Genomic DNA, 24198 nt, shown 5'->3' with positions numbered 1-24198 from the left:
ATTCGGAACTCGGACGCCGAATCACTCCTAATAACGGGAAAAATGTGGACGCATACCCCGGTTGACGCCGACTTTTCGGAGATAACGAAACCGTCACCATGAGTGACACAACGCAATCCGCTGGCTAACGTGGCTGTCGGCAACTTCGGTAGCCAAACCTTCATCAGGTTGGTGGCCCCGGCCGGTCCCTCATCCCGACCGGGGCACAACCGAACCAAGCTCGGCCCACGGGGTGACCAGCGCCAATTCCCACACTTCCACCGGAGGAACTTCCACCGTGCCGTCGTGTGACGACATCGCCGCCGCCTGGCTGTCCAGTACCGATTTCGCCGGCGATCACTCTGCCGTGACTCTGTTGAGCCGCGCGATCAGCCCGCAGGATTTCGCGATCAAGCGCGACTCGCTGCCGGTGACCGCGGCGGCCGACCCGGCCACCTCCGCCGCCATCCTCGAACTGCTCGAACGCGGCCAGGTGCCGACGATGGCCGCGATCCGCACCTTGACGGCGCAGAACGAGATGCGCCGCGAGGCCGAGCGCATCGAACGTCTCGGCCGCCGCGCGCAACGCAGCATCGACGACTTCGGCCGGGTGCTCGCCAAACTCGCCGACGCGCACTGGACCACGTACGGATACGGACCCACCCGCCGTGACGTGCTGTGCAGCGAGCAGATCATGACGCTGATCCGCACCCGCGTCGGCAATATCGCACCCTCGGCGGTCAAGCATCTCTGGCTGATCGAGCGTGCGCAGCGAGCCGGCTGGATCGCCTCCAATGCGAACCCACGATCGTTGTGCGCCGCACGGCGCTTCTACGCCGCCCAGTACGGCAATCGGGTATCGCTGCGGCCGGTGAACACCATCGGCACCGCCATCGCGACCTACCTCGCCGACTATCTGGACGAGCATGGCCGCCCGCCGCGCTGGTCGGTGGTCGCACAGGAATTGCGCGACGACCGCGGCCGCCGGATCTTCCACAACACCGCCGACGCACGCGTCCAGCAACTCTGGTTGACCACCGCGGAGTGGGTGGAAATGCGCGACGATCTACCCATCCCCGGCCGCAGAGGGCTGCGAGCGATCCGCAAGTCCCGCGGCTGATCTCGGGCTCGTCGAGCGGGCTCGACACGGTGGGTTAACAGCGTTACTCTAACGCCGTTACCTATCGAGCGGAGCCGCGATGCTGACCCGGATAGCCCGATTCGCAACCCGAGCACCCCGCGTTGTGCTCGCAATGTCCTTCGCCGTCGCCGTGCTGTTCGGCGTTTTCGGCGCGACCGCGGCCACACATTTGAAGTCCGGCGGCTTCATCTCCGACGACGCCGAATCCGCCCGGGTGGATGAACTCATCGCCGACAACTTCGACGGAGCGGCGCCCAACTTCGTCCTGCTGGTCAGCTCGGAGGCGGGCGCCGACGATCCGGCCACCAAGGCGACCGGCGCCGGACTGGCGGACGCGCTGAAATCACGCTCCGATGTGCAGGGCGTCCAGTCCTACTGGACCGCACCGCCGCCCTTGGCGAGCGCGTTGCGCAGTACCGACGGCAAGAGTGCCCTGGTCGTCGCCTACCTCGAGGGCGACGAAACCCAGGTTCAGCAGATCGCGGGCGAGTTGGAGGAACAGTTCGCCGGAGCCTCCGACGGCGTCACGGTCCGCCAGGGCGGCATCGCGGCGATCTACCGCGACGTGACCGAGCAGACCACCCGAGATCTCGCGCTGGCCGAGGCGGTCGCGGTGCCGCTGTCGATGTTCGTGCTGATCCTGGTGTTCGGCAGCCTGGTCGCCGCCGCTCTGCCGCTGGCCATCGGCGTGTTCGCCATCCTGGCCACGCTGGCGATCCTGCGGCTGTTCACGCTGTTCACCGACGTCTCGATCTATGCACTGAACATGACGACGGCGATGGGCCTCGCACTCGCCATCGACTACAGCCTGTTCATCGTCAGCCGTTTCCGGGAAGAGATCGGCAACGGCCTCGACCCCACCGCGGCGACCATCCGGTCGGTGCAGACCGCGGGACGGACCGTGTTGTTCTCCGCGCTGACCGTGGCTCTCTCGATGGCCGTGCTGAGCGTGTTCGACCTGTACTTCCTGAAGTCGTTCGCGTACGCGGGCGTCGCGGTCGTCGTCGCGGCGGCGGCTGCCTCGATCGTGACCCTGCCCGCCGCGCTCGTGTTGCTCGGCACCCGAGTGAATGCCCTCGATCTGCGGGTTCCGCTGCGGCGCCTGTTCCGTCGCGGCGCGCCCGCCGCCGGCCCGCAGGCCCCGGAGGACACCGGCTGGTACCGAATGGTCCGGTGGGTGATGCGGCACGCGGCACCGGTCGCGATCGTCATTATCGCGGTGCTACTCGCGCTCGGCTCCCCGTTCCTCTCGGTGAAGTTCGGCTATCCCGACGATCGGGTGCTACCGACCAGCGCCACCAGTCGTCAGGTCGGCGACGCGATGCGCACCGAGTTCCCGCAGGCCGACCCGGTCGCCAGTACCACGATCGTGCTGGACGGCTACCGCGGCGATACCGCGGCCATCGGCACTTACGCCGCCGAACTGTCCCGAGTAAAGGGCGTCCCGGCGGTGCTGTCCAGCGCCGGGATCTACGTGTCCGGGGCGCGTTTCGCCCCGCCGCCACCCGGCATGGCCAACGAAACCGGGACATATCTGAGCATCGCGACCAAACTCGACCCCTTCTCCCCCGCCGGCGACCAGCAGCTACAAGAGATCCGGGCGATCCAGGCGCCGGGCCCGGCGCTCTACGGCGGCGCCGCGGCGGCCAACGCCGACTCGCTGCAGGCGCTGGCCGCCCGGCTGCCGCTCGCCGCGGCGCTGATCGCGCTGACCACGTTCATCGTGCTGTTCCTGTTCACCGGAAGCGTGGTGCTGCCGATCAAAGCGCTTGTGCTGAATACGCTTTCGCTGGCCGCGGCGTTCGGCGCGATGGTGTGGGTGTTCCAGGAGGGCCACTTGTCCGGGCTGCTCGGCTTCACCCCGGTCGGCTATCTGGTGCCGACCATGCCGATCCTGATGTTCTGCCTGGCCTTCGGCCTGTCGATGGACTACGAGGTGTTCCTGCTGTCGCGGGTGCGCGAGGAATGGCTGGCCACGCACGACAACACCCGAGCGGTCGCGGTCGGCGTGGCCCGCACGGGCCGGATCTTCACCGCGGCCGCCGTGCTGATGGCGATCGTGCTCGGCGCCCTGGTGACCTCCAAGGTGTCGTTCATGCAGTTGCTCGGCCTCGGCTTGACGCTGACCGTGCTCGTCGACGCCACGATCATCCGCGGCTTGCTCGCACCCGCGCTCATGCGGCTGCTCGGCAAGGCGAACTGGTGGGCGCCCGAACCGTTGACACGGCTGCACGCCAAGATCGGACTGACCGAAGGCGAGGACGCCACCCCGCCCCGCACGCTGGAAACCGCAGGGCGAGCATGATCGGCGGCCGACGTCCGCGATCGCCACGTGGTTCGGGAGCTCAGCTGCGCGAGGAGATCCTGCGCGCCACCGCCGAACTGCTCAGCCGGACCGGCCATGCCGACGCCGTCTCGATCCGGGCGGTGAGCGAGCTGGTCGGAGTGAGCGCGCCGTCCATCTATCGGCACTTCGCGGACAAGGACGAGCTCATCGAGGCCGTGGTCGCCCAGGCCTTCGAGGATTTGTCCGACGCGTTGCGCGCAGCGATCGACCCGAGTACCTCTCCGATGACCCGGCTGCGCGACCAGGGCATGGCCTATATCCGCTTCGCTCTGCAACATCCGGAGCAATACCGGCTGGCCACCGCGCCGACGACGAGTCGAGGGGCGGTCGACCAGGTGCTCAGCAGCGGCGCGTTCCAACTCTTCGCGGGGACGGTGCGCGAATGCATGGACGAGGGCACGATCGTCGCGGGCGACCCGCTGCCTGTCGTGCTCCAGATGTGGGCGGTCGCTCACGGCATCGCTTCGTTGCTGATCGCCAAGCCTTATCTGCCCTGGGGCGAGGCCGAGGCGACCGCCGACCGGGTGATGAGCGCCGCCTGTGTCGGCCACGCCGTGCTCGATCTGATCGGCGGCGATCCGACCCCCGACGAGGTCACCGGCTGGATCGGTCGGCTGCGCGAGAACAGTCCTGCGCCCCTGACGAAGGGGCTGGCTCAGTAGTCCGGCCGCGACGCCCACTTGTGCTTCATCGCCTCAGCTCACCGAACCCGCCGACGCGGTGAACGTATTGCACTGAGCCGCACGGTTGTTGTCCAATCCCGTCTCGAACCACTGCCCGCCGTTCTCGGACGAACCGTGGTCGCGCATGTCCCCTGCCTGGTCGCCACGGCCGTAGGCATCCTTGCGGGCCAGGGTGAGCTGGGGATCGGTCAGGGCGCCGCCCCGCGACGAGGACGAGAGGTACATGCCGTCGAAGCAGTTGGCCTGCAACTCGACTCGGCGTGACAATTCCAGCCCCTTCGCGCTGCGCGGACCCACGTCGGCCCGCTCACTGTTGGCCCTGCGCAGGATTCCGGACATCGCCTGCACGTGATGTCCGTACTCGTGTGCGAAAACCGACAGGTAGACCACCCAGTTGTCCTTGAAGTAGTCGGTCTGCAATTGGCTGATCGGCATGTAGATGGTCTTGTTCGCCGGGCAGTAGAACGCGGCGAAATTGCTCGTCGAGCCGGTGCACGGCGTGGTGATCCCGGACGTGGTCGCGCTGATGTTCAGCGCGGGCGGCTGAAACGGCAGATTCGCCTTGCGCAGCACCGGTTTCCACGCATCCTCCAAGCACGACGCGGCGCTTTCGAAGAACTTGCGCGCGGCGTCCACCTGAGTTCCCCATGGGGAGTAGTCGCATCGCGCCGCGAGCAGCGTCGCGCTCGGGTCGGTCAACAGCGGATTGTTGCCGGTCTCCGAGGGGCCGGACGAGCCATCCGGCTCGGGGCCGAAGGTCAAGGTGGGCTGCGGGCCGGACGCGTCACTGGCGTCGCGGCCGACGGAGATCGCATTGCGAACCAGTCCTGCCGTGACCAGGAAAACGACCACCACCAGCAGCACCACCCAGCCGCCACCACCGCGTTTGCGCGGCGGTGGATAGGGCGGACGACCAGGCGGGCCATAAGGCATCGGGGGCGGAACCGGCGGCCGGTAACCCGGCGGCGTACCGAAGGTGGGCGGGGGTCCATACCCGGGAGGCGGGCCGTATCCGGGCGGAGCGCCGTAGCCAGGAGGCGGGCCGTAGCCCGGGCGCGGGCCGATGGGGCCACCGTAACGGGTCGGCGGCGGAACCGGGCGCCCGCCATGCGGAACGGGCCCGTGTCCGTACGGTGGTGGTTGTGTCACGCCCCCGTATCCCCTCATCTCAGTCGCCGACAGCCGCTGACGCAGAATAGCAAGCTGTCTAGAGTAAGCAGCCATGCTGACTTTTCGGGGGGCCGCCGCAGGCGTGTTGCTTCTCGCCTCCGCGGGAATGCTCGCGACGGCCCCGGTCGCCCACACCGAACCCGCACCGAACGGTGTGACCATCACCGCCGATCTGAAGCTGAACCCCGAGGGCGTGCTCGAGGTGGTCGAACAGGTGGCGGTGCCGCCGGACGGCTCGTTCCGGATGTCGCTTCCACTGCGGCTGAAGGTGAGCGACGACGCCGAGCGCGTCTTCCAGGTCACCGACGTGGACACCGAAGGCGCCGGCACCGCGACGGTGGCGAACGACCAGTTCACCATCGAGGCGAAGCCCGGCGAATCCACCTTCGAGTACTCCGTGCGCAACACCGTCAGCGACGCGCCGGGCACCCAGGTGTTCCGCTGGCTCGGCGTGCTCAACGCCGACATCGCCGCGATCAGCGCCACGCTGATCAGCCCGAGCTTCGAAATGGGCATCGTCGACTGCAAACTCGGACCGCCCGGCAATACCCGGCCATGTGCCGACGTCAAGGTGGAAGCGGACGGAGTGCTCTTCCTGGAGCAAACCGACCTGCACAAGGGCGATGCGATCGATCTGACCTTGCAACTGCCGCCGGGCACCGTTCCGAGCAACGCCGACGTGCGCGACAGCGGCGACGCGGGCCCCTTCGCGATCACCGCTCCGGTACTCGTCGCGTTGGGCGTTCTAGTGCTCACTTCGGCTGGCATGGCCGCGTTCGTGCTGCGCGCCCGTCGGCAGGACGCGGCCGCAGGCGGCGGTTCGGAGACGATCGATCCGCTGCTGCGCGAGGGCGACCGCGTGCAGTTCACTTCACCCGACGGCGTGTTGCCCGGCGAGGCGGGCCTGCTGCTGGACGGGCATGTCGATCCCGTCGACATCGCCGCCACCGTGGTGGATCTCGCGGTGCGCCGCTACCTCCGGCTCGCTCCGCTCAGCGACCGTGACTGGCGGATCACCCGGGTGAACGCACCCGACGACCAGCTGCGCGACTACGAGAAAGCCGTCTACCACGCGCTACTGCCCGCGGGCACCGACGCGGTGACGCTCGCCGAGCTGCGCGAGCCGGGTCGCGTCGCCGCCGGTCCGGTACGCACCGCTCTGCTCGCCGACGCCGTCGCTCGCGGCAACTTGCTCGATCGCCGCCGCCCGGGCCTCGCGTTGTGGCTGGGTGGTGCGCTGATGCTCGCGGGTATCGCCGCGACCGTCACACTCGCGCTCACCTCCGGGCACGCACTGGTCGGCGTCGCCATCGCCCTCGGTGGCGTCGCGACCTTGCTGCTGCCGAAGTACCTGCCGGCCCGGACGGCTCGCGGGCTGGAGCTCGCCCGGCAGATCCGTGCGCTGCAGCGCGGGCTGGAAGCGACGCGGCGCGAACAGATCCCGCCGATCGACCAGGAGACGGTGTTCTCCCGGGCCCTGCCGTTCACGGTCATCGGCGGGCGCGCCGACAACTGGATCCGCGCCTTCCGCGACGTCGATCCGTCGGCCGACGCACAACCCGGCCTCTACTGGTTCGCCGGCTTCGAGCGCGAACGTAACCTTCAGCGCTTCGCAAGCCACTTCCCGTTCTTCATCACCGCGCTGGAAGGGCTGTTCGCGACCGCGGGCGATCCGCACCGGTAGCGCTTGCGAGCCCGCACGAGAAGGGCGACCAGCCGACCCTGCCGGTCGCCCTTCTCGTATCGCTCAGTCGCTCAACGCGGTTCGCCGAACGGCGGCGAGCGGATCCGCGTACAGGACGCTCAGCGAGGTCACCACCGCGGCGAATTCCTGCACCTTCCCGCCGAAGCCGCTGATCCGGATGTCGGTCGGCGGCAGGGTGGAGCCCTCGTTGAACGCGCGCGCCACATGGGCGACCGCGGGCCGGTAGCCGGTGAAGGCTTGGCCGCCGAGGATCACCCGATCAGGGTTGAGCATGTCGCGCACCATGGCCACGGTGTGCCCGAGGATGGTGGCCCGCTCGGCCAGCAGATCACGGGCAGGTTCCGAACCCGCCTCCGCGGCCCGGTACAGATCGGCGATGGTGGAGCCCGCCGTTCCGTTGTGCGCCGGGATGATGCCGCGACCAACCGCCCTGGAGTGCAGCGACCGATCACCGACGGTCACCTCCAAGCAGCCGCGTCGTCCGCAGGTGCATTCGACGTTCGAGCCGGTGGGCAAGTGCGCGATCGAACCGGGGCCGTTGCTCGGAGTGTGCACGCGGCCGTCCAAAGTCACCGCCACACCGGCAGTTTCGCGCACATAGAAATACAGGCTGCTGCCCCGCTCGACGCGGGCTTGGTCCTTCGGTTCGCCGGTGGGCAGCAGTAGTTCGGAGGCGGCCATCGCCTCGACGTGCGGAGCCACCGAAACCGGCAGCTCCAGCACCTCACCGAGCACCGAACCAATCTGTGCGCCACGCCATTCCAGCTTCGGATGATCGACGACGCCGGTGAGCGGGTCGACCCGGCCACCGATCGCGACGCCGGCCCACAGAGCCCTGCGCCGATGCCAGCGTTGCAGGAACGCCTTCGCGCTGCGGGCGACGGTGGTGGTGGCGAACTCCTGCCCGGTCTGTGGGGTGGCAATGGCCAGCCCGCCGAGAATGCGCCCGCGCAGATCGGCGGCCACGATCTTGGTGACCGCGGCGCCGATGTGGATGCCGATGGTCAAGTACGCGTCGTGATCGATTTCGAACGGGACGCGGGGACGCCCGACCGCGCCCGAGGCCGTCAGGTCGGGACGCTCGCGCAGCAGGCCGGCCGCGAGCAGCGCGGAAACCTGACGGTTGACCGTCGCGATGCTCAAACCCGTTGTGCGCGCGGCATTGTCGCGGGAAACGGGGCCGCCGGTCGCGGCGCGCAGAACCGCGGCCGCCGGATTGTCGCCGATACGTAGTTCGGGGGCGACCACAGGTCGCTGAACACGGGCACGACCGTTGGCAACCCTGGCGACGGATCGTTCAAGGGTGGGAAGGGACATTGCGCAGATCCTTGCTGAAGTCCCGTTATCGAACGGGACGTGCCTACATGGGCGGCGAGGCAGCAAATGAGCGGGAAAAGAGGCTCAGCTGCAGCAAGAGAGGCGACACAGTTCGCGCGTCAATGGCAGCCGAAGACCCAGCGCTGCGGTCACGTAAGTGACGCGCTGGAGGTTCCATCGGCCAGCAGACATGTCATTGAAATTAACACCGATATCCGCGACGCACCAACCCCCGACTCGCCGTTGTGCGCACCCACACATTGTTTCCCCAGGTCGTGAGCGCACGAAAAAGACCCCGATCTCTCGAGAGCGTCTCGGGGTGGGGTCTTTTCGCGCGACGGACTACTTCGCGGGCGCGCCGAACGGCTGATTGATCGTCGTGACGTACTGGATCACGGCGCCGATCGCCACCGGAGCAGTGACCAGCAGCTGGCCCGCGAGAGTGCCGAGCGCGCCGACCGCGATGATGCCGCCGAGGCAGCCGATGGCCGCCGCCGGGATGAACGGGCCGAACAGGCCGACGATGGTCGCCGAGGCGACTGTCGCGCCCGCGATGCCGCCGAGCACGCAGCCGACGGCCCCGCCGGCCAGGCCACCGACGAGCGTCCCGATGGTGGCGCCCGCGCTGATCGTGCTGGTCAGGCGGGTCCAGGCGGCGACCTCACGGTCGTACTCGGTCTTCCACGGCGCCTTGTCCTCGTACGGCAGTGCGACCGGCTGGTAGACCGCGTGCTCCCGGTCGAAGATCGGGGTCAGCGTCGCGGTGCGGCCGGAAATCTGTGCGGCGATCGGGAATTCGAAATCGTCGAGCTGAAACCGCAGCGGCGTGGCCGCCACGACGGTACCGTTGGATGCCTTCACCTTGAACACCTCGTCCTCGACGACCAGCGAACCCGCGTCGGTTTCGATGATCGACTGGGTATCGGTCGCATGCGCGGTGAAATTGATCGGGCTCTCGGGACTTTCCTCGGTCGGCGCGGCACCTGCCGTACCCGCGGCCACTCCGGTCGCCACGGTCACCAGCGCCGCGAGCACGGCGAGCTTCCTCATCCTCATGTCCTGCAATCCCTCATCTCAGCTGGAGCTGTTCCAGCCGAAAGCATCGGGCACAAACTCCGGAAGAACGAGGAAAAAACGCAGGAAGATTTCAAATAGGCAACCTGCGAGTTACGGCTGCCGCACTACGTCGATTTGGCGGCCGCTTTCGCCTGCTTCTTGAATTCCCGTACCTGCGCGAGGGATTCGGCGTCCGTCACGTCGGCAACCGAGCGGCGCGAGCCCTCCTCGCCGTACGCGCCCGCCGCCGCGCGCCACCCCTCCGGCCGCACGCCACGCTGCTTGCCGAGCAGGGCCAGAAAGATCTTCGCCTTCTGCTCGCCGTAGCCGGGCAGGTCCTTCAGGCGGCGCAGCACTTCTTTGCCGTCCGGGTCGCCCGCGGTCCAGATGTTCTCGGCCTTGCCGTCGTAGTTCTCGATGACGTAGCGAGCCAGTTCCTGGGCGCGCCGGGCCATCGAACGCCCGTAGCGGTGGATGGCGGGCGGCGTCGCCGCGAGGTCTTCGAACTCCTGCGGGTCTGCCTCGGCGATGCGATGGATGTCGAAGCCGCCCATGCGGTCGGCGATCTTCTTCGGGCCGCGGAAGGCATGCTCCATCGGGTACTGCTGGTCCAGGAGCATCCCGAGCAGCGTGGCGAAGTGGTCCTCGGTCAGAAGCTCGTCCGCCGCGGCGTCCTGCGCCAGGCACAGCGTGCGACTCACTGTCCCGCCTCTCCGCGTATTCAGGCTGCACTAGTAGGTGCCGCAGGATCCGCGCTCAGGTCCTGCGTTTGGTGCCACTTCTGTTTTGGGCGTGCCCGACGAGTTACCCATGTACTCACTGAAGCGCCCAGTTCATCGACAATACACATGCATGATGACCCACCTCACATGGCTTACGCGCGGGTAGACGACACGCCGCGTAGGCTCCAGGCCATGCCTCAGATGACGGCGACACCGACCAACACGACGGCAACGGCCAGGGATGGACACAGGCCCATGAACACCTCCGGATTGCGTCCAGATCGGTTCGACCGAGCAGGCCGGGACCAGCTCGTCGACGTGCGCGACCTCCAGGCCGCGCTGCCCGGTATCCGCCGCTTGCGCACCTGGGCGCACGAAGCGCTCGCGCTGCGACCCGGAGAGCACGCCGTGGACATCGGCTCCGGCACCGGCACGGAGGTCATCGCCTTCGCCGAAACGGTGGGCCCGAACGGCAGCGCCGTCGGCGTCGAGCCCGATCCACACCTGCTCGCCTCCGCCGAACGCCGAGCCGCCGAGGCCGGCTCCACGGCCAAGTTCCATTCCGGCGACGCCTACGGCGTGCCGTTCGGCGCGGACAGCTTCGACGCCGTGCTGTGCGAGCGCGTCTTCCAGCACCTGACCGCCCCCGCCCGCGCGGCGAACCAGATCGCACGCGTGCTGCGGCCCGGCGGCCGCGTCGTGGTGGTGGACAGCGACTGGGGCACGGCGATCATGCACCCCGGCGACCGGCGGGTCGTGCGCGAGGTGATCGACACGCTCGTGTCCGCGACCACCAACCCGCTGGCCGGCCGCCGCCTCCCCGGCGTGCTCACCAAGGCCGGGCTGGTGGTCGACGACATCGGCTCGCAAGCCCTGGTGCAGGACCGCAGCGTCGGCGCCGGTTCGCTGGTCACCAGGATCTCGGCGATGGCGGTCGCGCGCGGCGCGATCACCGAGGCGGAGCGCGATCGACTGCTCACCGACCTCGAGGCGGGCGCGGCAAGCGGCGACATCCACCTCTCGGTCACCATGTTCGCCGTCCTCGCACACAAACCACGCTGAATCGGCCCGATGGCCGTCGACGTGCTGACCGAAGTCGAGATCGACCGCTCGCGTGAGCTGGTCGCGGCCTTCGCCGGAGACCCGACTCACGCTCCCGCCTGGTATCGGCGCATCCGCAGCGTCATCTGGGAGACGGATCCGCCGCTGCGGGTCGGCTCGCGGATGGCGTTCGTCGCCCACTTCCTGGGGCGTCGGCTGGCCTACATCTATGAGGTCGTCGACTTCGTGCCGGGCGAGCGGTTGGTGATGCGCACGGCGGACGGCCCGTTTCCGATGGAAACGACCTACACCTGGGCCGACACCCCAGAGGGCGGCACCCGCATGACGCTGCGCAACCGCGGCGAGCCCAGCGGGTTCGGAAAACTCGCCGCACCGCTGATCGAGGCGGCGGTTCGACGGGCGAACCGTGCCGACCTCGCGCAACTCAAGAGCCTGTTGGAGACCGGCTAGGCGGCTACCTCGCCTTCGCTCGGTCCGGCGCTCCTGCGGCTACCTCAGCCTTCGCTCGGTCCGGCGCTCCAGCCGCTACCTCAGCCTTCGCTCGGTCCGGCGCTCCAGCGGCAACCTCAGCCTTCGCTCGGTCCGGCGCTCCAGCGGCAACCTCAGCCTTCGCTCGGTCCGGCGCTCCAGCGGCTACCTCAGCGCCTTCGCTCGGTCCGGCGCTCCAGCGGCAACCTCAGCCTTCGCTCGGTCCGGCACTCCAGCGGCAACCTCAGCCTTCGCTCGGCAGCTGGCTCCGCCCAGGGCGACTGGAACGGACGTCTTCGGGCCTGCGCCTCATGAGGCGAACGCCCGGCACGAAGTCCGTGCCGGGCGCCGCTGGTGTGATCTGTCCCCGACTACTTGCCGAGCAGTTTCTCGGTGGCCGCGAGCAGCACGCAGGTGGCCAAGCCGTCCATCGCCTTCTCCAGCTCCGGAAGCTTCGGGAAGCTCGGCGCGATGCGAATGTTCTTGTCCTCCGAGTCGTTCCGGCATGGGAAGGCGGAGCCCGCCGCGGTCAGCGCGATGCCCGCGTCCTTGGCGAGCGCGATCACCCGCGCCGCGGTGCCCTCGAGCACGTCCAGGCTGATGAAGTAGCCGCCCTTCGGCTCGGTCCAGGACGCCACCTTGGACGCGCCGAGACGGTCCTCCAGGATCTTCAGCACCAGCGCGAACTTCGGCTCCAGAATGGCGCGGTGCTTCTGCATGTGCGCGCGCACGCCGTCGGCGTCCTTGAAGAAGCGCAGGTGGCGCAACTGGTTGATCTTGTCCGGGCCGATGCTCTTCTTCGACGCATGGCTCAGGTACCAGTCCAGATCGGCCGTCGAAGCGCCGATGAAGCTCACGCCCGCGCCGGCGAAGGTGATCTTCGAGGTGGAGGCGAACACCAATGGACGGTTCGGGTTTCCGGCCGCGGCGGCCATGCCGAGCACGTCGAATACCGGGGCCGCGGTATCGGTGAGCGGGTGCACCGCGTAGGCGTTGTCCCAGAACAGCCGGAAGTCCGGTGCCGCGGCGGGCATCGAAACCAATTCGCGGACAACCTCTTCGGAAAACGTGACACCCGTCGGGTTGGCGTAGTTCGGCACCGCCCACAGACCCTTGATCTGCGGGTCGTTCGCCAGCAGTTCGGCGATGGCGTGGACGTCCGGGCCGTCGTGGCGCATCGGGATCGGAATCATCTCGAAGCCGAGCGCCTCGGTGATGGCGAAGTGCCGGTCGTAGCCGGGGGCGGGACACAGGAACTTCAGTGTGTCCTCGGCGGCCCAGCGACGCTCGGAGTCGTTGGTGCCGTACAGCATCGCGTAAGTGATCACGTCGTGCATCAGCTCGAGGCTGGCGTTGTTGCCCGCGAGCAGGTTGTCCACCGGGATGTTCAGCAGTTCACCGAAGATCGCGCGCAGCTCCGGGAGACCGTGCAGGCCACCGTAGTTGCGGCAATCGGTGCCGGTCCCGTCGCGGAAATCCCCCTCGCCGGGCAGTTCGAGCAGCGCGGCGGACAGGTCGAGTTGTTCCGGCGAAGGTTTCCCGCGGGTCAGGTCCAGCGTGAGCTTCTCGGTCTGGAGCGTCGCATAGTTCGCGGTCTGGGTATCGTGCTCGAGCACGAGTTCCTCTTGGCTCATCAAACCGATCTGCGTTTGCCGGGGCATCCTGGGCAGCCTTTCAAGCAGCGAAGGGACGATGGGTTGGCCGGACCGATGTGCGGCGGCGGCCGAACATGTATCCGTACAGACGCACGTGCATCCGCGGACGGTGTTCACGTTACCCGTGTGCTGCTCGGAATTGGAGGCGTTATCCGACGGCGGATCACCCGTCCGCGCGAGCCCTAATGAAAGGGGACCCCGCGCACCCGGCAGAGCCCGTTGACCCTTGCTGCCTTCCGGCCCTGGGGGGATTCACAGGATGCGCGCCGCGCGGGATCCGTTGGCCAGTGTAGCGGCTCCGGCGCCCAACCCCATCCCCCGGGTCCGCCACGTCGCCTCACCAGGCACTTCACCCCCTCCCCGGGCCCTATTTGGCGACCGACCGGGGGCTACCGGTATGCTGCTGCACGGAGGATTCGCCTAGTGGCCTATGGCGCTCGCCTGGAACGCGGGTTGGGTTAACGCCCTCAGGGGTTCAAATCCCCTATCCTCCGCCGAAACAGCAGGTCAGGGCAGGTTTTAATTGCCCTGACCTGCTGTCTTTTGTTGCCCCTTCATCAGCCGGTGGCGGGCGCGCCGACCGGTGCTCGTGCAATCCTGGATGGCGCCGCCGCTGATGACAGCATCGAGGGCGTGGCCCGATCCAGCGGGCGCGGCGGTGGCTGATCAGCTCGGCGACACGGCGTCCTCATCGGTACGCACCGGTTGCTGTACACGCTGATCGACACGCGGCAATCGCTCCCGGTGTGGCGCGTTGGCCGCACACCACTCGCCGACGTCAACACCGGACTGTCATCGCCGCGCCCGAGCCGACTCCACGGGCCGCACGGCGCCCGATGTGCACGATTCGGGGCGATCCCGATCCGGCGAACTTAGGAACGGTCTCGTCCTAAGTGGTTCCTACCATGAGCTCATGACTGAAATGACGAATATCGTTATACCTGAAGGACTTTCGTCCGATCTAGTGGAACGCTACCGCAGCCAGGGCTTTGTGCACATCCCGCGGGTGCTCAGTGCCGACGAGGTGCGGGAGTTCCTCGCCGATGCGCGGGAACTGCTCGATCTACACGAGAAGGCATCCTGGGACGAGGAAGGCAACGGCAATGTGATGGATTGGGTTGCCGCACCGGAGGTCAAGAGCGCGGTTATGCGCAGGCTCGCGCTGCATCCCGGCATCACCGGCATCGCGGAAAAGTTGGCCGGACAACCACTTCGGTTGTTCAAGAGCGAGTTGCTGCGTAAGCGAACCATCGGAGCGACGAGGACACCGCTGCACATCGACAATCCGGCGTTCCCGATCGCCGGGGCCGATGTGACGCTGACCGCGTGGGTTGCGCTGGTCGATGTGCCGGCGGAGCGCGGCTGCATGACCTTCATCCCTGGCTCACATGTCTGGCCCGAGGGCAGTGGCGCGTCATCCGCCGAACCGTTCGACGCTCGCCCGGAGTTGCGATGGTGGCCGCAGGCCACCGTTCCGCTGCGCGCGGGCGACTGCACCTTCCATCATTCCTGGACTGTGCATATGGCCGGAACCAACGAAACCGACACCGCTCGAATAAGTTTGGCGACCGTGTATATGGACGCCGCGGCGACCTACCACCCCACACCGGAAGAGACCTATCAGGACGAGGTGGTCGGTATCGAGCCGGGACGACCGCTCGATACTCCGCGCTACCCACGCGTCGGTCTGACCAGCTGACAGTTCCGCTCACCGGACGCCGTCCTTGTGCACTCGAGCCGGGGCGGCGTTCGGCTCGATAGCAGCAGCCGTTCGCTCTTAGGAACGAAGTTGTCCTAAGGCTTCCATACCGTTGGATTCATGACAAACACCCCGCAGAGCATCCGTCCCTTCCGCATCGAGATCCCGCAGGCCCAGCTCGATGACCTGCACGCGCGGTTGGTCAACACCCGCTGGCCGGATGAGCTGCCCGGTGTCGGCTGGAGCCGTGGTGTGCCCGTCGACTACCTGAAAGACCTTGCCGTGCAGTGGCGCACCCGCTTCGATTGGAGGGCGCAGGAAGCGCTGCTCAACGAGCTTCCGCACTTCGTCACCGACGTCGACGGGCAGAATATCCACTTCCTCCACGTACGCTCGCCGGAAGCGGACGCCACACCACTGTTGCTGCTGCACGGCTGGCCCGGCGGGTTCACCGATTTCCTCGACGTGATCGGTCCGCTGTCGGATCCCCGTTCGCACGGCGGTGCTCCGGCCGACGCGTTTCACCTGGTGATCGCATCCTTGCCCGGTTTCGGGTTCTCCACGCCGTTGGCCGGGCCCGGCATGAGCGCCGCCAAGATGGCGGCGGCGTTCACACAGATAATGGCTCGGCTCGGGTACGACAACTACGGTGTGCACGGCTACGACACCGGTTCGTGGGTCGCCCCGCAGGTGGGCAAGCAGGATCCGGACCGGGTGGTCGGGGTTCACGTCAACGGCATGATCACCTTCCCGATCGGCATCGAGGGGGAGATGGATGGGCTCAGCGAGGTCGAGCAGCAGCGCTGGCAGCGGATGCAGAATTTCAATGATGCCTACTTGCAATGCAATTCGAAGCGGCCACAGACGGTCGCCTTCGGGCTGCACGATTCGCCGGTCGGCCAGCTCGCCTGGATCGTGGAGAAGTTCAAGGAGCTGACCATGCCCGAGGACGGGCTGCCGGAGGACAGCATCGACCGTGATCGCATGCTGCTCGATGTGTCGCTGTACTGGTTTACCGGAACGGCGGGCTCAGCGGCACAGGTCTACTACGAGGAGATCTCCGCGAACGACTGGAGCGCCGCCGAGTGGTCCGGCGACGAGGCCGCCGGACCGGACGGCGACTGGGGTGCCGAGCAATCAGGTGCCGAGCATTCGGACGGCGACTCGGGCGACGGCGGCGCTGAATGGACGACCACAACACGCGGAACGGTACCGACCGGCGTCCTGGTCTCGGCCCACGACGTGACCGTTCGCCGGTGGGCCGAACGTGACCATCACATCGTGCGGTGGACCGAGCTGGGCCGCGGCGGGCACTTCCTGGCCATGGAAGAACCGCAGGCGGTGGCGGACGACCTGCGCACGTTCTTCCGAAAGCTGGGCTGATATGGGTGCCCGCGGGCCCGCACGTCGCCCGCACTCCGGCGTGCTGAGCTCGCGGGCGCTCAACCGTGCGCTGCTGGAGCGACAACTGCTGCTGCGTCCTGCGGACCTGCCAGTCGTCACCGCGGTGGAACAGCTACTCGGGCTCAATGCGCAGGACCCGAACCTGCCGTATTTGGCGCTGTGGAATCGGCTGGAGCGCTTCACCATTCGTGATCTGACCGAGGCGATCGAGGACCGGACGCTGGTGCGCTCGACGATGATGCGAGCCACCCAGCACCTGATGTCGATGCCGGACTTCCGGCTTGTCCGCCCTGTGCTCGCGCCGTTGCTGCGGCGGGTGCAGCACAACGCCTTCGGGCGCCGGACCGTTGGTGTCGACCTCGATGCGTTGGTCGCCGAGGCCAGGGAGTTGGTGGCCGACGGGCGAGTTTTGACCCGGCCCGAGCTGGGCAAGCTGCTCGCTCGGCGACGGCCGGGCGCGGACCCGACCGCGCTGGGCTGGACGGTGCAGTATCTGACACCGTTCGTGCACCCGGCGCCGAGTGGCACCTGGAACGTCCGAGGTGCGACGCCGTTCGCCGGTACCGAATGGATCGGCATGCGAATGGAGGCCACGGACGAGGACCGGCGTCAATTGATCCGTCGGTACCTGGCGGCGTTCGGGCCCGCCACCGTCGCCGACGCCAGGGCCTGGTCCGGGGTGAGCGGCCTGCGGGCGGTGTTCGAGCAGTTGCGCACCGAACTGCGGTTATACGCCGATGAATTCGGCAGGGAGCTGTTCGACTTGCCGGACGCGCCGCGGCCGTCGGCGGATATCCCCGCGCCGGTGCGGTTCCTGCCAGAGTTCGACGCGGCGCTGCTCGGACACACCGACCGGACCAGGATCATGACCGACGACGTGCGTGCACAGGTTTGTGTCGGAGCGGCCATTGCCGCAACGGTGCTGGTCGACGGCACGGTCGCCGCGACGTGGACCCGTTCGCGGACCGACGATGCCGAGCTGCTGAAGGTATGTCCGCTGCGTCCGCTGTCTGCTGCGGACCGCGCCGAGGTCGAGGCCGAAGCCCATCGATTGCTGGCTTTCACTCTGCCTGAGAACACTCGAGGCGATGTCTGGCTGCTGCGGTGACGAGGCCGATAGGAGTCGGCGTCGGCGCGATGGCGACGCACAACCGTCCCTCGCCATCGAGGCTGAGCCAATCGCGCTCCAGCAAGACCTCCGACTCGACCTTCAGGTCGTCTTCTGGCCTGAGATAGGAGCTCATGGCCTGCTTCAATTCGGGAACGGGCATACCGCGCCCATCGGGTGAGATGTCGTCCTTCGCCAGGTTTCGCAGGAGCGAGTCGCGACCTTTGCCGTGCCGAAGTATGCCCGCGGCCACTAGCCTGTGCCGGTGGGGACGATGGACAACGCACCGCGCACATCAACGCGACCGGGCATCGCACTGGCGGCGGTCACTGCCGTAGTGTTCGTAACCTTCCTCGACACCACGGTCGTCAGTGTCGCGCTCGGCGATATCCGGCACGAACTGAGTGCCGACGTGACGTTGCTGCAGTGGGTGGTCAACGCCTACACCCTGGTCTTCGCCGGCCTCATGCTGGCGGGCGGATCACTCGGTGACCGCTGGGGTCGCAAGCGGGTCATGATCGTTGGATTGGTCATCTTCTGTGCCGGATCGGTGATTGCGGCGCTCGCGGCCAGTGTGCCGGTGCTCATCGCCGGTCGCGCGATCATGGGCTTGGGAGCAGCCGCCTCGGAACCGGGCACCCTGTCGGTATTGCGACACATCTTCCCGGATGAACGGGCTCGCGCCAGGGCGCTCGGCGTGTGGGCGGCGGTGTCCGGACTGGCGCTGGCTGCCGGACCGGTACTGGGCGGAGTGCTGGTCCACGCGTATGGGTGGCGCTCGATCTTCTGGTTCAACCTGGTGATCGGGGCGGTGGCGCTCGCTGCCGCGCTGTGGTCCGTCCCGGAAAGCGCCGACCCACGCCCGGGGCCCGTCGACTGGGCCGGATTCCTGCTCGGCGCAGCCTTTCTCGGGGCGGTGATCTACGCCGCGACCACCGGCGCGGATCGGGGCTACACCGCGCCTTCGGTGATCGCGTTGTTCGTGCTCGGCGGTATCGCGTTCGTCGGTTTCGTCGCCGTCGAAGCACGGGCCCGCGCTCCGATGCTCGACTTTCGATATCTGCGCCTGCCTGCGGTGCGCAGTGCGCTGGTAGTCGCCTTCGCCGTCTACTTCGGCGTCTTCTCGATCTTCTTCTTCACCGCACTGTATCTGCAAGTGATGCAGTCGTATTCGGGTGCACGCACGGCCACGGTCTTCGCACCGATGGCCGCAGCGATCATCATCGGATCGCTGGCCGCGGGCTTCTGGGTGGCGCGTCGTGGTGCGCGCACTCCCATGATCATCGGTTGCGCGATCGGCGCCGGCGGGATCCTGTTGACCCGCCATGCTCTCGCCGGCCCACTGCACGACCTTCCTCTAGCAGGTGCGATGGCGGTGGCGGGGTTCGGATTCGGGATCGCTGTAGTGCCGTTGACGTCGGCCGTGCTGTCCGGGGTGCCGGCGGAGCACTCGGGCATGGCCGCCGGGGTGACCAACACGATGCGCCAGGTCGGTTCGGCGTTCGGTGTCGCTGTGCTCGGGGCACTGGTGAATTCGTTCCTCACCTCGGATCTGAAGGCGCGGATGAATGAACTGGGTTTGCCGACGGCGCTGCAGCCCAGCGCCATCGACGCCGTCGAACGCGGCCGCATACCCGAGGGCGTAGACATCACCCCGTACCTTCAATATTTGTCGAAGGTATCCGAGGTGCTCAATACCGGAAAGACGGCATTCCACCACGGACTCGATGTGGCATTGCTGGTTTCGGCGGTATTGATCCTGACCGCGGCGGCGTTCACCGCGCTTGATACGGGGCGACCGAGCAGAGGGTCGGCGTTGTCAGGCCAAGAGGGCTCCGCCTGAAAAGGCAGGTCAGGACACATTTTACGATGTCCTGACCTGCCGTTGTTCGTTGTCACGCGAGCTGGCGGATCGCTCGCGGTCGATGCTCTACGACACGGTCGGGCCAGTGCTGGAACCCGACCAGTTCCAGTCCAGGCTCCACCTGAGAGCCCGCTCCCTGCGGCCGGTTCGCTCGGGCCGGCGCACCAGCCGGGGCCGGATCGCGCACCGAGACGGGAACATCCTGCACCTGGAAGCTGCTCCAGCCGACCCGGACGGGATTGTGATCGCCACTGCCCGCGTGACCCCGCTCGGCATCTGCGCCCGCTATGCGGTTTTTTCGAAGCGCACGGAAAGTGCCTGCACGCCTGCCGGGGCCTTCCAAATGAGATCGACTTGCTCGACTTCATATCCTCCACTGCACGAGGAATCGCTGAACAGGAAGGCCGTGTCGGAGGTGCCGTTCTCGAACCTCACCGCGCCATCCTGAAGCTGCAGACAGGTGCCGCTCGCCGGGCGGTCCACGTGGAGGAGCTGTCCGGCTGCGGTGACATACGAGAACCTGCCGATTGCCGCTTGCGCACTGCCGGGCATCAACGCAACCAACGCAAGCGTCGCCGCGCCCGCAAAGACAGCTTTCCTGAGCCCACTCGAGAATCCCATGATCTTCCCTCTCCCCGGCCACCCGGCCGAAGTCGACAATTTCCTCGCTCCCAGCAGAGTCGTCCAGCACGCCGCATTTCAGATCAGCCTTTTGCGCGAAGGACTACTCGATCAAGCGAACCTCGGCATGGTGGGATGTGGGTCGCCGAACGCGGCACGGGCGACCAGCAACACGAGACAAACCTGTTGGGAGACAACGGCAGTCAACAGTAGAGTCGGCGCCTGCGTCAAGCAGGACATTTGCTCACGGCAATCCCACACTCTCAGCCAGAGAAAGGCCGGGTCAGGGACTATTTTTAGTCTCAGGAGAAACCGGCGCCGCGTCGGCGACCCCCATTCCGCCGCCGAGCAGTGCTGCGGTGACCGCGATTGCGCAAACCGCGAGCTGAGCGCGACAGGCATTGGCAAACATCACGGTTTCCTTCTTCGGTGGGCGTGCCGACCACCTCGCCGGGTCGGTTCCAAGCATGAGTCCGGTGTTGCGTCGATGTCCGGCGTGGCGCCCGCCGCGCGGAGCGTGTGCAAGATCGCCTGCTTGCGCGAGCAGTAGCCGAGTCGGCATCCCAGATGTCGCGGCCACTGCTGGTTGGCCTGCTCGACCGTCAGCGGTCGTATCGGGGCCTCATGGCTGAGCCGCTCGTCGATCTCGCTCACGCGCGGCCCGGTCGCCGGTACACCGGTCAACAGCCAGGCGATGAGGAAGACGACAGCGACGATGGCCCCCAGCACCGCAGCGAGGACGATCATCGGTGGCCCGGTGTCCGGTGGGGTGCACTTGGCTGTCCATCGATCACCTCCGCGACGAGGTCTGCCCACCGCGTAGCGAGGTAGCCCACCCTCGACCACGCGGCATGCATCGTTTCTTCGGGCACTTCGATGCGTGCGAGGAGCAGCAGTTCGGCGGCGACGTAGGCTGCGGCGAGAGCGTCCGCAGTTCGGCCGACGTGTTCGACGCTGCTGCTGGTCGACTGGATGTGAATGCTGACCCAGCTGTTGATCAACGTCACGAGATCGGCTCGGCGGTTATCGATTTCGGTGGCTCGTCCTGGGTTGATGTGGCGGGTGCGGTGCAGGTGCGCGAGGTTTTGCGCCCATCGGGTGATCAGGTGGTCGCCCGGGCTGTGGCCGACCGCACCGCGGAATGCGGCACAGAGCTGGTGCCAGTCAGGTATCCCCTGAAGCCTCGTTCTACGTTCGGCATGCGCTCCGCTGTGCCGAGATTGATTGGCCGCGTCCATGATCGGATCCGTTATTCCTGGGATCCGAAGGAGTAGGCCATCGCCGCGAGGTATTGCAGGCATCGGCCGCCGTGGGCGGCATGATCGGCGAGGATGAATCGGGCACGGTCCAGATCGAGATCAGTGGGCTCGGCCCCGCAATCGCGGTACTGCGCGGCCCACCAGACCTGAATGTCTTGCGAAATTTGCATGGCAACTCCCCTGGCAGACGTTTGAGGGCACACCGGCGCCGGATCGGGCCCGAATCCGTTTCGACCTCCTGGCGGCCGGTTCACGTATCCGAGTCGAGGTGAGGAATCGCCTGCGGCCCGGCGCCGGTGTGCTCTCGAACCATCGCGCGCAATCGCCACTGCTGGAAGGACATTGGGGTCTACCCTGGTCCAATTCGCGGTCTACTCCGGTCTACTTCGGGATAATTTGCGAGGTCAGGGGGCTCACAGTTGGGTATGCAGGTTGCATGGACCGGCGCGCACGCAACAGCTCTGCGCGATGCTCTGGGCCTCACGCAGCGACGGTTCGCGGAGAAAACGGGTATAGGGCTTTCCACGGTGAAGATGTGGAGCGCACGCGGGGACACCGTGCTCAATCAGAGGTCCGTTGAGATCATGGAAACGTTGGTCGATCGGGCGACCGCAGTGCAGCGCGAACGGTTCGCCGAGGCCGTCACCCCGAGCAACGGGGTAGATACGGTGGGTGCGCAGTGGCCTCCCGATTCGTGGACGGCCGCTACGACGGCCGTCGCTGCCGATCTGACCCGGGAGGACCTGATGATCGATCGCCGCAAGATCAGCCGTGCGCTACTCGGTGTGGTGGCCGGTGCGCCGCTGCTCGAACCGTTGGAGCGGTGGCTGCGTAGCACACCCGCGACCCTGATGGTGCCAGGGCGGGCACGCCTCGGCATCGGGCTGCAAGAGGTCGAGGAGCTGCGCAACGCGGCCAGAGTGTTCCGGGCGTGGGATGACCAGCACGGCGGGGGGCTGCGCCGTAAGGCGGTGGTAGGACAGCTGGCCGAGGTGAACGAGCTGTTGAGCGAGGCGCACCCGCCGGAGATTCGGTGGCAGCTCGCAAGCACGATGGCGCAGCTGGCCGAGACAGCGGCGATGATGTCCTGGGATTCTGGGCATCAGCACTTGGCTCAGCGGTATTACGCGTTGGCAGTGCGCGCCGCCGGAGAAGCCAACGACCGTGCGTTCGCCGCAGTGGTGCTCGCCGGAATGGCGCGCCAGCTGCTGTCGCTGAAGCAGCCCCGCGACGCACTCGAGCTGGTGCGGCTGGCCCAGGACTACGCCGCCGGACACCTAACCCCCACCACCGAGGCGATGCTGTACACGCGGGAGGCGTGGGCCTATGGGCAGCTCGACCGGCCGACAGCGTTCCGCCACACCTGCGACAAGGCGTACGCCGCGTTCGCGGGGTCGGATCCCAAAGCGGACCCGTATTGGATCCAGTACTTCGACGACGCGGAACTTACGGGCACGATCGGCGGGCGGCTGCTGGACATCGCGCGCCGCGACGGCGACCGCGCGACCGCTGGCGAAGCCGCCGACTACATAGGCCGCGCAATCACGATGCGACGGCCGGGGCGGCGGCGCAGCGCGGCGCTGGACCATCTCGGAATGGTTGAAGCGAGGCTGATCGAGGGCGAGATCGAGGAGGCGTGCCGGGTCGGGCATGCGGCGGTAGAGGTGGCCGCGCAGACCGCATCGGACCGTGTCAGCAAGAAAGTGGCGAGGGTGTATACCCGCACTGGACAATTCACCTCAGTGCACGCGGTCGCCGACCTCCGAGAGCGGATGCGGCCCCTCGTTGCCGCGACGGCGTAGGAGCAGACTCACCATGCGAATCGGTGTCACCGGGCACATGAACATCACCGAGGCGACAGTGCCGCTGGTCTACAAAGCGGTGCGCGCGCTGCTCGACGAGCACGACCCGCGCACCCTGGTCGGGGTGAGTTGCATTGCCCGCGGGGCGGATTCGGTGTTCGCGCAAGCGGTGCTGGACGCAGGTGGGCAGCTCGAGGTGGTGCTGCCCGCACGGAACTACCGCGCAGCGAAGGTGAAGCCGGACCATGCCGAGGCCTTCGACGACCTGATCAGCCACGCGGCGCAGGTGCGGGTTATGGACTTCGACGACGCAGGCCGCGAAGCGTACGAGGCTGCGAACGATGCTGTGGTGGGGTCGGTGGATCGGCTGGTCGCAGTGTGGGATGGCGACACCGGACAGAACGCCGGCACGGGGACGGTGGTGGAACTCGCGCGTGAACGTGGCGTGCAGGTCGATGTCGTTTGGCCCGAAGGCGCCGCACGGGGCTGACACCTCGTTGACGAGTCCCGACATAGGATGAGCCGGTCAGGGTGAACGACAGACAGGGCGTGCTGCTTGCCCCCGGCCTAGTTCATCTCAACTATGTCGCCGACAACCGGCGGGCAGCGTGCGTACCAGAGTTCGATGTGGCAGCTCCGAGCGATGGTCGGCGCGCCCGATCACCGGGGAAGTCCGCCGTCGTTCGTCGACCGAACGTCGGCGGCCTCAGCCGACTGCGTATACGTCCGCGGCTTCTCGTGCGATCTCGGGTGGCGCGGTCGCGATGACAACGTCGAGGGCGCCGCGGGCGGCCTGCAGCTCACGGATGGTGGAGCTGATGCGTTCGCGTTCGCGGTACAGGTCGATCAGCAGTTCCGGGCAGTCGGCGATGAGCCGTCCGCCCTCGGAACCCATGCAGGGCAGCAGATCGGCGATGGTGGTCGTGGACAGACCGGCGGCGAGGAGATTGCGAATGTGCAGCACGGTCGCGACATCCGATTCGCGGTACTCGCGATAACCCGAGGCCTGTCGACTCGGTTGAAGAAGGCCCTGTTCCTCGTAGTAGCGCAGCAGCCGCTGGCTGACCCCGGTTCGTCGTTGCAGCACTCCGATTCGCATCGAAACCTCCCGAGCGCACTTGACCCTCACATAGATG

The 24198-nt window shown here is 67.2% G+C and carries 22 protein-coding genes, 1 tRNA gene and 1 other RNA gene; 14 read left to right on the top strand and 10 right to left on the bottom strand.

From position 1 onward, the window contains the following. Window positions 1–277 precede the first annotated feature (277 nt). The 3 genes from OHA40_RS17205 to OHA40_RS17195 all read left to right on the top strand — a co-directional run bounded on the left by OHA40_RS17205 (window position 278) and on the right by OHA40_RS17195 (window position 4129). Window positions 278–1099 carry a hypothetical protein gene (locus tag OHA40_RS17205; RefSeq protein ID WP_330227960.1) on the top strand — a complete coding sequence of 274 codons (822 nt, stop codon included), beginning with the start codon at window positions 278–280 and terminating at the stop codon, window positions 1097–1099. Window positions 1100–1232: 133 nt separating this feature from the next. Continuing rightward, entirely contained in the window at window positions 1233–3425 is a 2193-nt protein-coding gene (locus tag OHA40_RS17200) for an MMPL family transporter (protein WP_330227959.1), read from the top strand. Then, the gene (locus OHA40_RS17195; RefSeq protein ID WP_330227958.1) at window positions 3422–4129 is read left to right on the top strand and encodes a TetR/AcrR family transcriptional regulator; all 708 of its coding nucleotides are present in this window, start codon (window positions 3422–3424) and stop codon (window positions 4127–4129) included. The genes OHA40_RS17200 and OHA40_RS17195 overlap by 4 nt, the downstream gene beginning before the upstream one ends. A gap of 33 nt (window positions 4130–4162) precedes the next feature. Here OHA40_RS17195 and OHA40_RS17190 read toward each other — a convergent pair whose 3' ends face one another. Continuing rightward, entirely contained in the window at window positions 4163–5083 is a 921-nt protein-coding gene (locus OHA40_RS17190; RefSeq protein ID WP_330227957.1) for a neutral zinc metallopeptidase, read from the bottom strand. 289 nt (window positions 5084–5372) lie between these two features. Here OHA40_RS17190 and OHA40_RS17185 point away from each other — a divergent pair, with 289 nt between their 5' ends. Then, window positions 5373–7004 carry a DUF2207 family protein gene (locus tag OHA40_RS17185; protein WP_330227956.1) on the top strand — a complete coding sequence of 544 codons (1632 nt, stop codon included), beginning with the start codon at window positions 5373–5375 and terminating at the stop codon, window positions 7002–7004. 63 nt (window positions 7005–7067) lie between these two features. On the opposite strand, the gene OHA40_RS17180 is transcribed toward OHA40_RS17185, so the two are convergent. From OHA40_RS17180 to OHA40_RS17170, 3 genes are all read right to left on the bottom strand, one after another. After that, the gene (locus OHA40_RS17180) at window positions 7068–8342 is read right to left on the bottom strand and encodes an ROK family transcriptional regulator (RefSeq protein ID WP_330227955.1); all 1275 of its coding nucleotides are present in this window, start codon (window positions 8340–8342) and stop codon (window positions 7068–7070) included. Between the two features lie 342 nt (window positions 8343–8684). Next, entirely contained in the window at window positions 8685–9398 is a 714-nt protein-coding gene (locus OHA40_RS17175) for a hypothetical protein (RefSeq protein ID WP_330227954.1), read from the bottom strand. A gap of 125 nt (window positions 9399–9523) precedes the next feature. Next, complete coding sequence (locus OHA40_RS17170) at window positions 9524–10099, bottom strand: HhH-GPD-type base excision DNA repair protein (RefSeq protein WP_330227953.1); 576 nt, start codon at window positions 10097–10099, stop codon at window positions 9524–9526. A 276-nt stretch (window positions 10100–10375) separates the two neighbouring features. Here OHA40_RS17170 and OHA40_RS17165 point away from each other — a divergent pair, with 276 nt between their 5' ends. Beyond that, window positions 10376–11182, top strand: a complete 807-nt coding sequence (locus OHA40_RS17165) for a methyltransferase domain-containing protein (protein WP_330234227.1) — start codon at window positions 10376–10378, stop codon at window positions 11180–11182. Between the two features lie 9 nt (window positions 11183–11191). Beyond that, the gene (locus OHA40_RS17160; RefSeq protein ID WP_330227952.1) at window positions 11192–11632 is read left to right on the top strand and encodes an SRPBCC family protein; all 441 of its coding nucleotides are present in this window, start codon (window positions 11192–11194) and stop codon (window positions 11630–11632) included. A 389-nt stretch (window positions 11633–12021) separates the two neighbouring features. Here the strand turns inward: OHA40_RS17160 and OHA40_RS17155 are convergent, their stop codons facing one another. Both OHA40_RS17155 and ffs read right to left on the bottom strand, forming a co-directional pair. After that, the gene (locus OHA40_RS17155) at window positions 12022–13311 is read right to left on the bottom strand and encodes an aminotransferase class I/II-fold pyridoxal phosphate-dependent enzyme (protein WP_330227951.1); all 1290 of its coding nucleotides are present in this window, start codon (window positions 13309–13311) and stop codon (window positions 12022–12024) included. 181 nt (window positions 13312–13492) lie between these two features. After that, an RNA gene (ffs, locus tag OHA40_RS17150) (signal recognition particle sRNA small type) lies at window positions 13493–13587 on the bottom strand. Window positions 13588–13714: 127 nt separating this feature from the next. Between ffs and OHA40_RS17145 the strand changes: the two genes are divergently transcribed. The 5 genes from OHA40_RS17145 to OHA40_RS17125 all read left to right on the top strand — a co-directional run bounded on the left by OHA40_RS17145 (window position 13715) and on the right by OHA40_RS17125 (window position 19359). Continuing rightward, window positions 13715–13799: transfer RNA gene (locus OHA40_RS17145), tRNA-Ser, on the top strand. A 419-nt stretch (window positions 13800–14218) separates the two neighbouring features. Further along, window positions 14219–15004: a phytanoyl-CoA dioxygenase family protein gene (locus OHA40_RS17140; protein WP_330227950.1), complete on the top strand. Its 786-nt coding sequence runs from the start codon at window positions 14219–14221 to the stop codon at window positions 15002–15004. A 120-nt stretch (window positions 15005–15124) separates the two neighbouring features. Then, window positions 15125–16387: an epoxide hydrolase family protein gene (locus tag OHA40_RS17135; protein WP_330227949.1), complete on the top strand. Its 1263-nt coding sequence runs from the start codon at window positions 15125–15127 to the stop codon at window positions 16385–16387. A 1-nt stretch (window position 16388) separates the two neighbouring features. Continuing rightward, entirely contained in the window at window positions 16389–17516 is a 1128-nt protein-coding gene (locus tag OHA40_RS17130) for a winged helix DNA-binding domain-containing protein (protein WP_330227948.1), read from the top strand. 274 nt (window positions 17517–17790) lie between these two features. Then, a complete protein-coding gene (locus OHA40_RS17125) occupies window positions 17791–19359 on the top strand; it encodes an MFS transporter (RefSeq protein ID WP_330234226.1) in 1569 nt (522 codons plus the stop codon). Between the two features lie 306 nt (window positions 19360–19665). On the opposite strand, the gene OHA40_RS17120 is transcribed toward OHA40_RS17125, so the two are convergent. Both OHA40_RS17120 and OHA40_RS17115 read right to left on the bottom strand, forming a co-directional pair. Next, complete coding sequence (locus tag OHA40_RS17120; protein WP_330227947.1) at window positions 19666–20001, bottom strand: hypothetical protein; 336 nt, start codon at window positions 19999–20001, stop codon at window positions 19666–19668. Window positions 20002–20412: 411 nt separating this feature from the next. Further along, complete coding sequence (locus OHA40_RS17115) at window positions 20413–20748, bottom strand: hypothetical protein (protein WP_330227946.1); 336 nt, start codon at window positions 20746–20748, stop codon at window positions 20413–20415. A 104-nt stretch (window positions 20749–20852) separates the two neighbouring features. Here OHA40_RS17115 and OHA40_RS17110 point away from each other — a divergent pair, with 104 nt between their 5' ends. Beyond that, a complete protein-coding gene (locus tag OHA40_RS17110; RefSeq protein ID WP_330227945.1) occupies window positions 20853–21275 on the top strand; it encodes a hypothetical protein in 423 nt (140 codons plus the stop codon). Here OHA40_RS17110 and OHA40_RS17105 read toward each other — a convergent pair. After that, window positions 21251–21430 (bottom strand): hypothetical protein, encoded by a 180-nt coding sequence (locus tag OHA40_RS17105; protein ID WP_330227944.1) that lies wholly within the window; start codon window positions 21428–21430, stop codon window positions 21251–21253. The two genes, OHA40_RS17110 and OHA40_RS17105, sit on opposite strands and share 25 nt — an antisense overlap. Before the next feature lie 414 nt (window positions 21431–21844). Here OHA40_RS17105 and OHA40_RS17100 point away from each other — a divergent pair, with 414 nt between their 5' ends. Both OHA40_RS17100 and OHA40_RS17095 read left to right on the top strand, forming a co-directional pair. Further along, window positions 21845–23062 carry a hypothetical protein gene (locus OHA40_RS17100; RefSeq protein WP_330227943.1) on the top strand — a complete coding sequence of 406 codons (1218 nt, stop codon included), beginning with the start codon at window positions 21845–21847 and terminating at the stop codon, window positions 23060–23062. 13 nt (window positions 23063–23075) lie between these two features. Continuing rightward, window positions 23076–23552, top strand: a complete 477-nt coding sequence (locus tag OHA40_RS17095; RefSeq protein WP_330227942.1) for a hypothetical protein — start codon at window positions 23076–23078, stop codon at window positions 23550–23552. Window positions 23553–23768: 216 nt separating this feature from the next. On the opposite strand, the gene OHA40_RS17090 is transcribed toward OHA40_RS17095, so the two are convergent. Next, entirely contained in the window at window positions 23769–24161 is a 393-nt protein-coding gene (locus OHA40_RS17090; protein ID WP_330227941.1) for a MerR family transcriptional regulator, read from the bottom strand. Between the last annotated feature and the right edge of the window lie 37 nt (window positions 24162–24198).

Origin of the sequence: Nocardia sp. NBC_00508 (genome assembly GCF_036346875.1) — a bacterium.
In the GTDB taxonomy this organism is placed as follows: domain Bacteria; phylum Actinomycetota; class Actinomycetes; order Mycobacteriales; family Mycobacteriaceae; genus Nocardia.
This window is presented reverse-complemented; position numbering and strand designations above follow the sequence as displayed.

Bases quoted from the DNA above. Each gene is read 5' to 3' on its own strand.
- OHA40_RS17200 (WP_330227959.1), top strand. From the start codon at position 1,233: ATGTCCTTCGCCGTCGCCGTGCTGTTCGGCGTTTTCGGCGCGACCGCG.
- OHA40_RS17195 (WP_330227958.1), top strand. From the start codon at position 3,422: ATGATCGGCGGCCGACGTCCGCGATCGCCACGTGGTTCGGGAGCTCAG.
- OHA40_RS17190 (WP_330227957.1), bottom strand. From the start codon at position 5,083: ATGCCTTATGGCCCGCCTGGTCGTCCGCCCTATCCACCGCCGCGCAAA.
- OHA40_RS17185 (WP_330227956.1), top strand. From the start codon at position 5,373: ATGCTGACTTTTCGGGGGGCCGCCGCAGGCGTGTTGCTTCTCGCCTCC.
- OHA40_RS17180 (WP_330227955.1), bottom strand. From the start codon at position 8,342: ATGTCCCTTCCCACCCTTGAACGATCCGTCGCCAGGGTTGCCAACGGT.
- OHA40_RS17175 (WP_330227954.1), bottom strand. From the start codon at position 9,398: ATGAGGATGAGGAAGCTCGCCGTGCTCGCGGCGCTGGTGACCGTGGCG.
- OHA40_RS17165 (WP_330234227.1), top strand. From the start codon at position 10,376: ATGAACACCTCCGGATTGCGTCCAGATCGGTTCGACCGAGCAGGCCGG.
- OHA40_RS17160 (WP_330227952.1), top strand. From the start codon at position 11,192: ATGGCCGTCGACGTGCTGACCGAAGTCGAGATCGACCGCTCGCGTGAG.
- OHA40_RS17155 (WP_330227951.1), bottom strand. From the start codon at position 13,311: ATGCCCCGGCAAACGCAGATCGGTTTGATGAGCCAAGAGGAACTCGTG.
- OHA40_RS17140 (WP_330227950.1), top strand. From the start codon at position 14,219: ATGACTGAAATGACGAATATCGTTATACCTGAAGGACTTTCGTCCGAT.
- OHA40_RS17135 (WP_330227949.1), top strand. From the start codon at position 15,125: ATGACAAACACCCCGCAGAGCATCCGTCCCTTCCGCATCGAGATCCCG.
- OHA40_RS17130 (WP_330227948.1), top strand. From the start codon at position 16,389: ATGGGTGCCCGCGGGCCCGCACGTCGCCCGCACTCCGGCGTGCTGAGC.
- OHA40_RS17125 (WP_330234226.1), top strand. From the start codon at position 17,791: ATGGACAACGCACCGCGCACATCAACGCGACCGGGCATCGCACTGGCG.
- OHA40_RS17120 (WP_330227947.1), bottom strand. From the start codon at position 20,001: ATGGGATTCTCGAGTGGGCTCAGGAAAGCTGTCTTTGCGGGCGCGGCG.
- OHA40_RS17115 (WP_330227946.1), bottom strand. From the start codon at position 20,748: ATGATCGTCCTCGCTGCGGTGCTGGGGGCCATCGTCGCTGTCGTCTTC.
- OHA40_RS17110 (WP_330227945.1), top strand. From the start codon at position 20,853: ATGCATCGTTTCTTCGGGCACTTCGATGCGTGCGAGGAGCAGCAGTTC.
- OHA40_RS17105 (WP_330227944.1), bottom strand. From the start codon at position 21,430: ATGCAAATTTCGCAAGACATTCAGGTCTGGTGGGCCGCGCAGTACCGC.
- OHA40_RS17100 (WP_330227943.1), top strand. From the start codon at position 21,845: ATGGAAACGTTGGTCGATCGGGCGACCGCAGTGCAGCGCGAACGGTTC.
- OHA40_RS17095 (WP_330227942.1), top strand. From the start codon at position 23,076: ATGCGAATCGGTGTCACCGGGCACATGAACATCACCGAGGCGACAGTG.
- OHA40_RS17090 (WP_330227941.1), bottom strand. From the start codon at position 24,161: ATGCGAATCGGAGTGCTGCAACGACGAACCGGGGTCAGCCAGCGGCTG.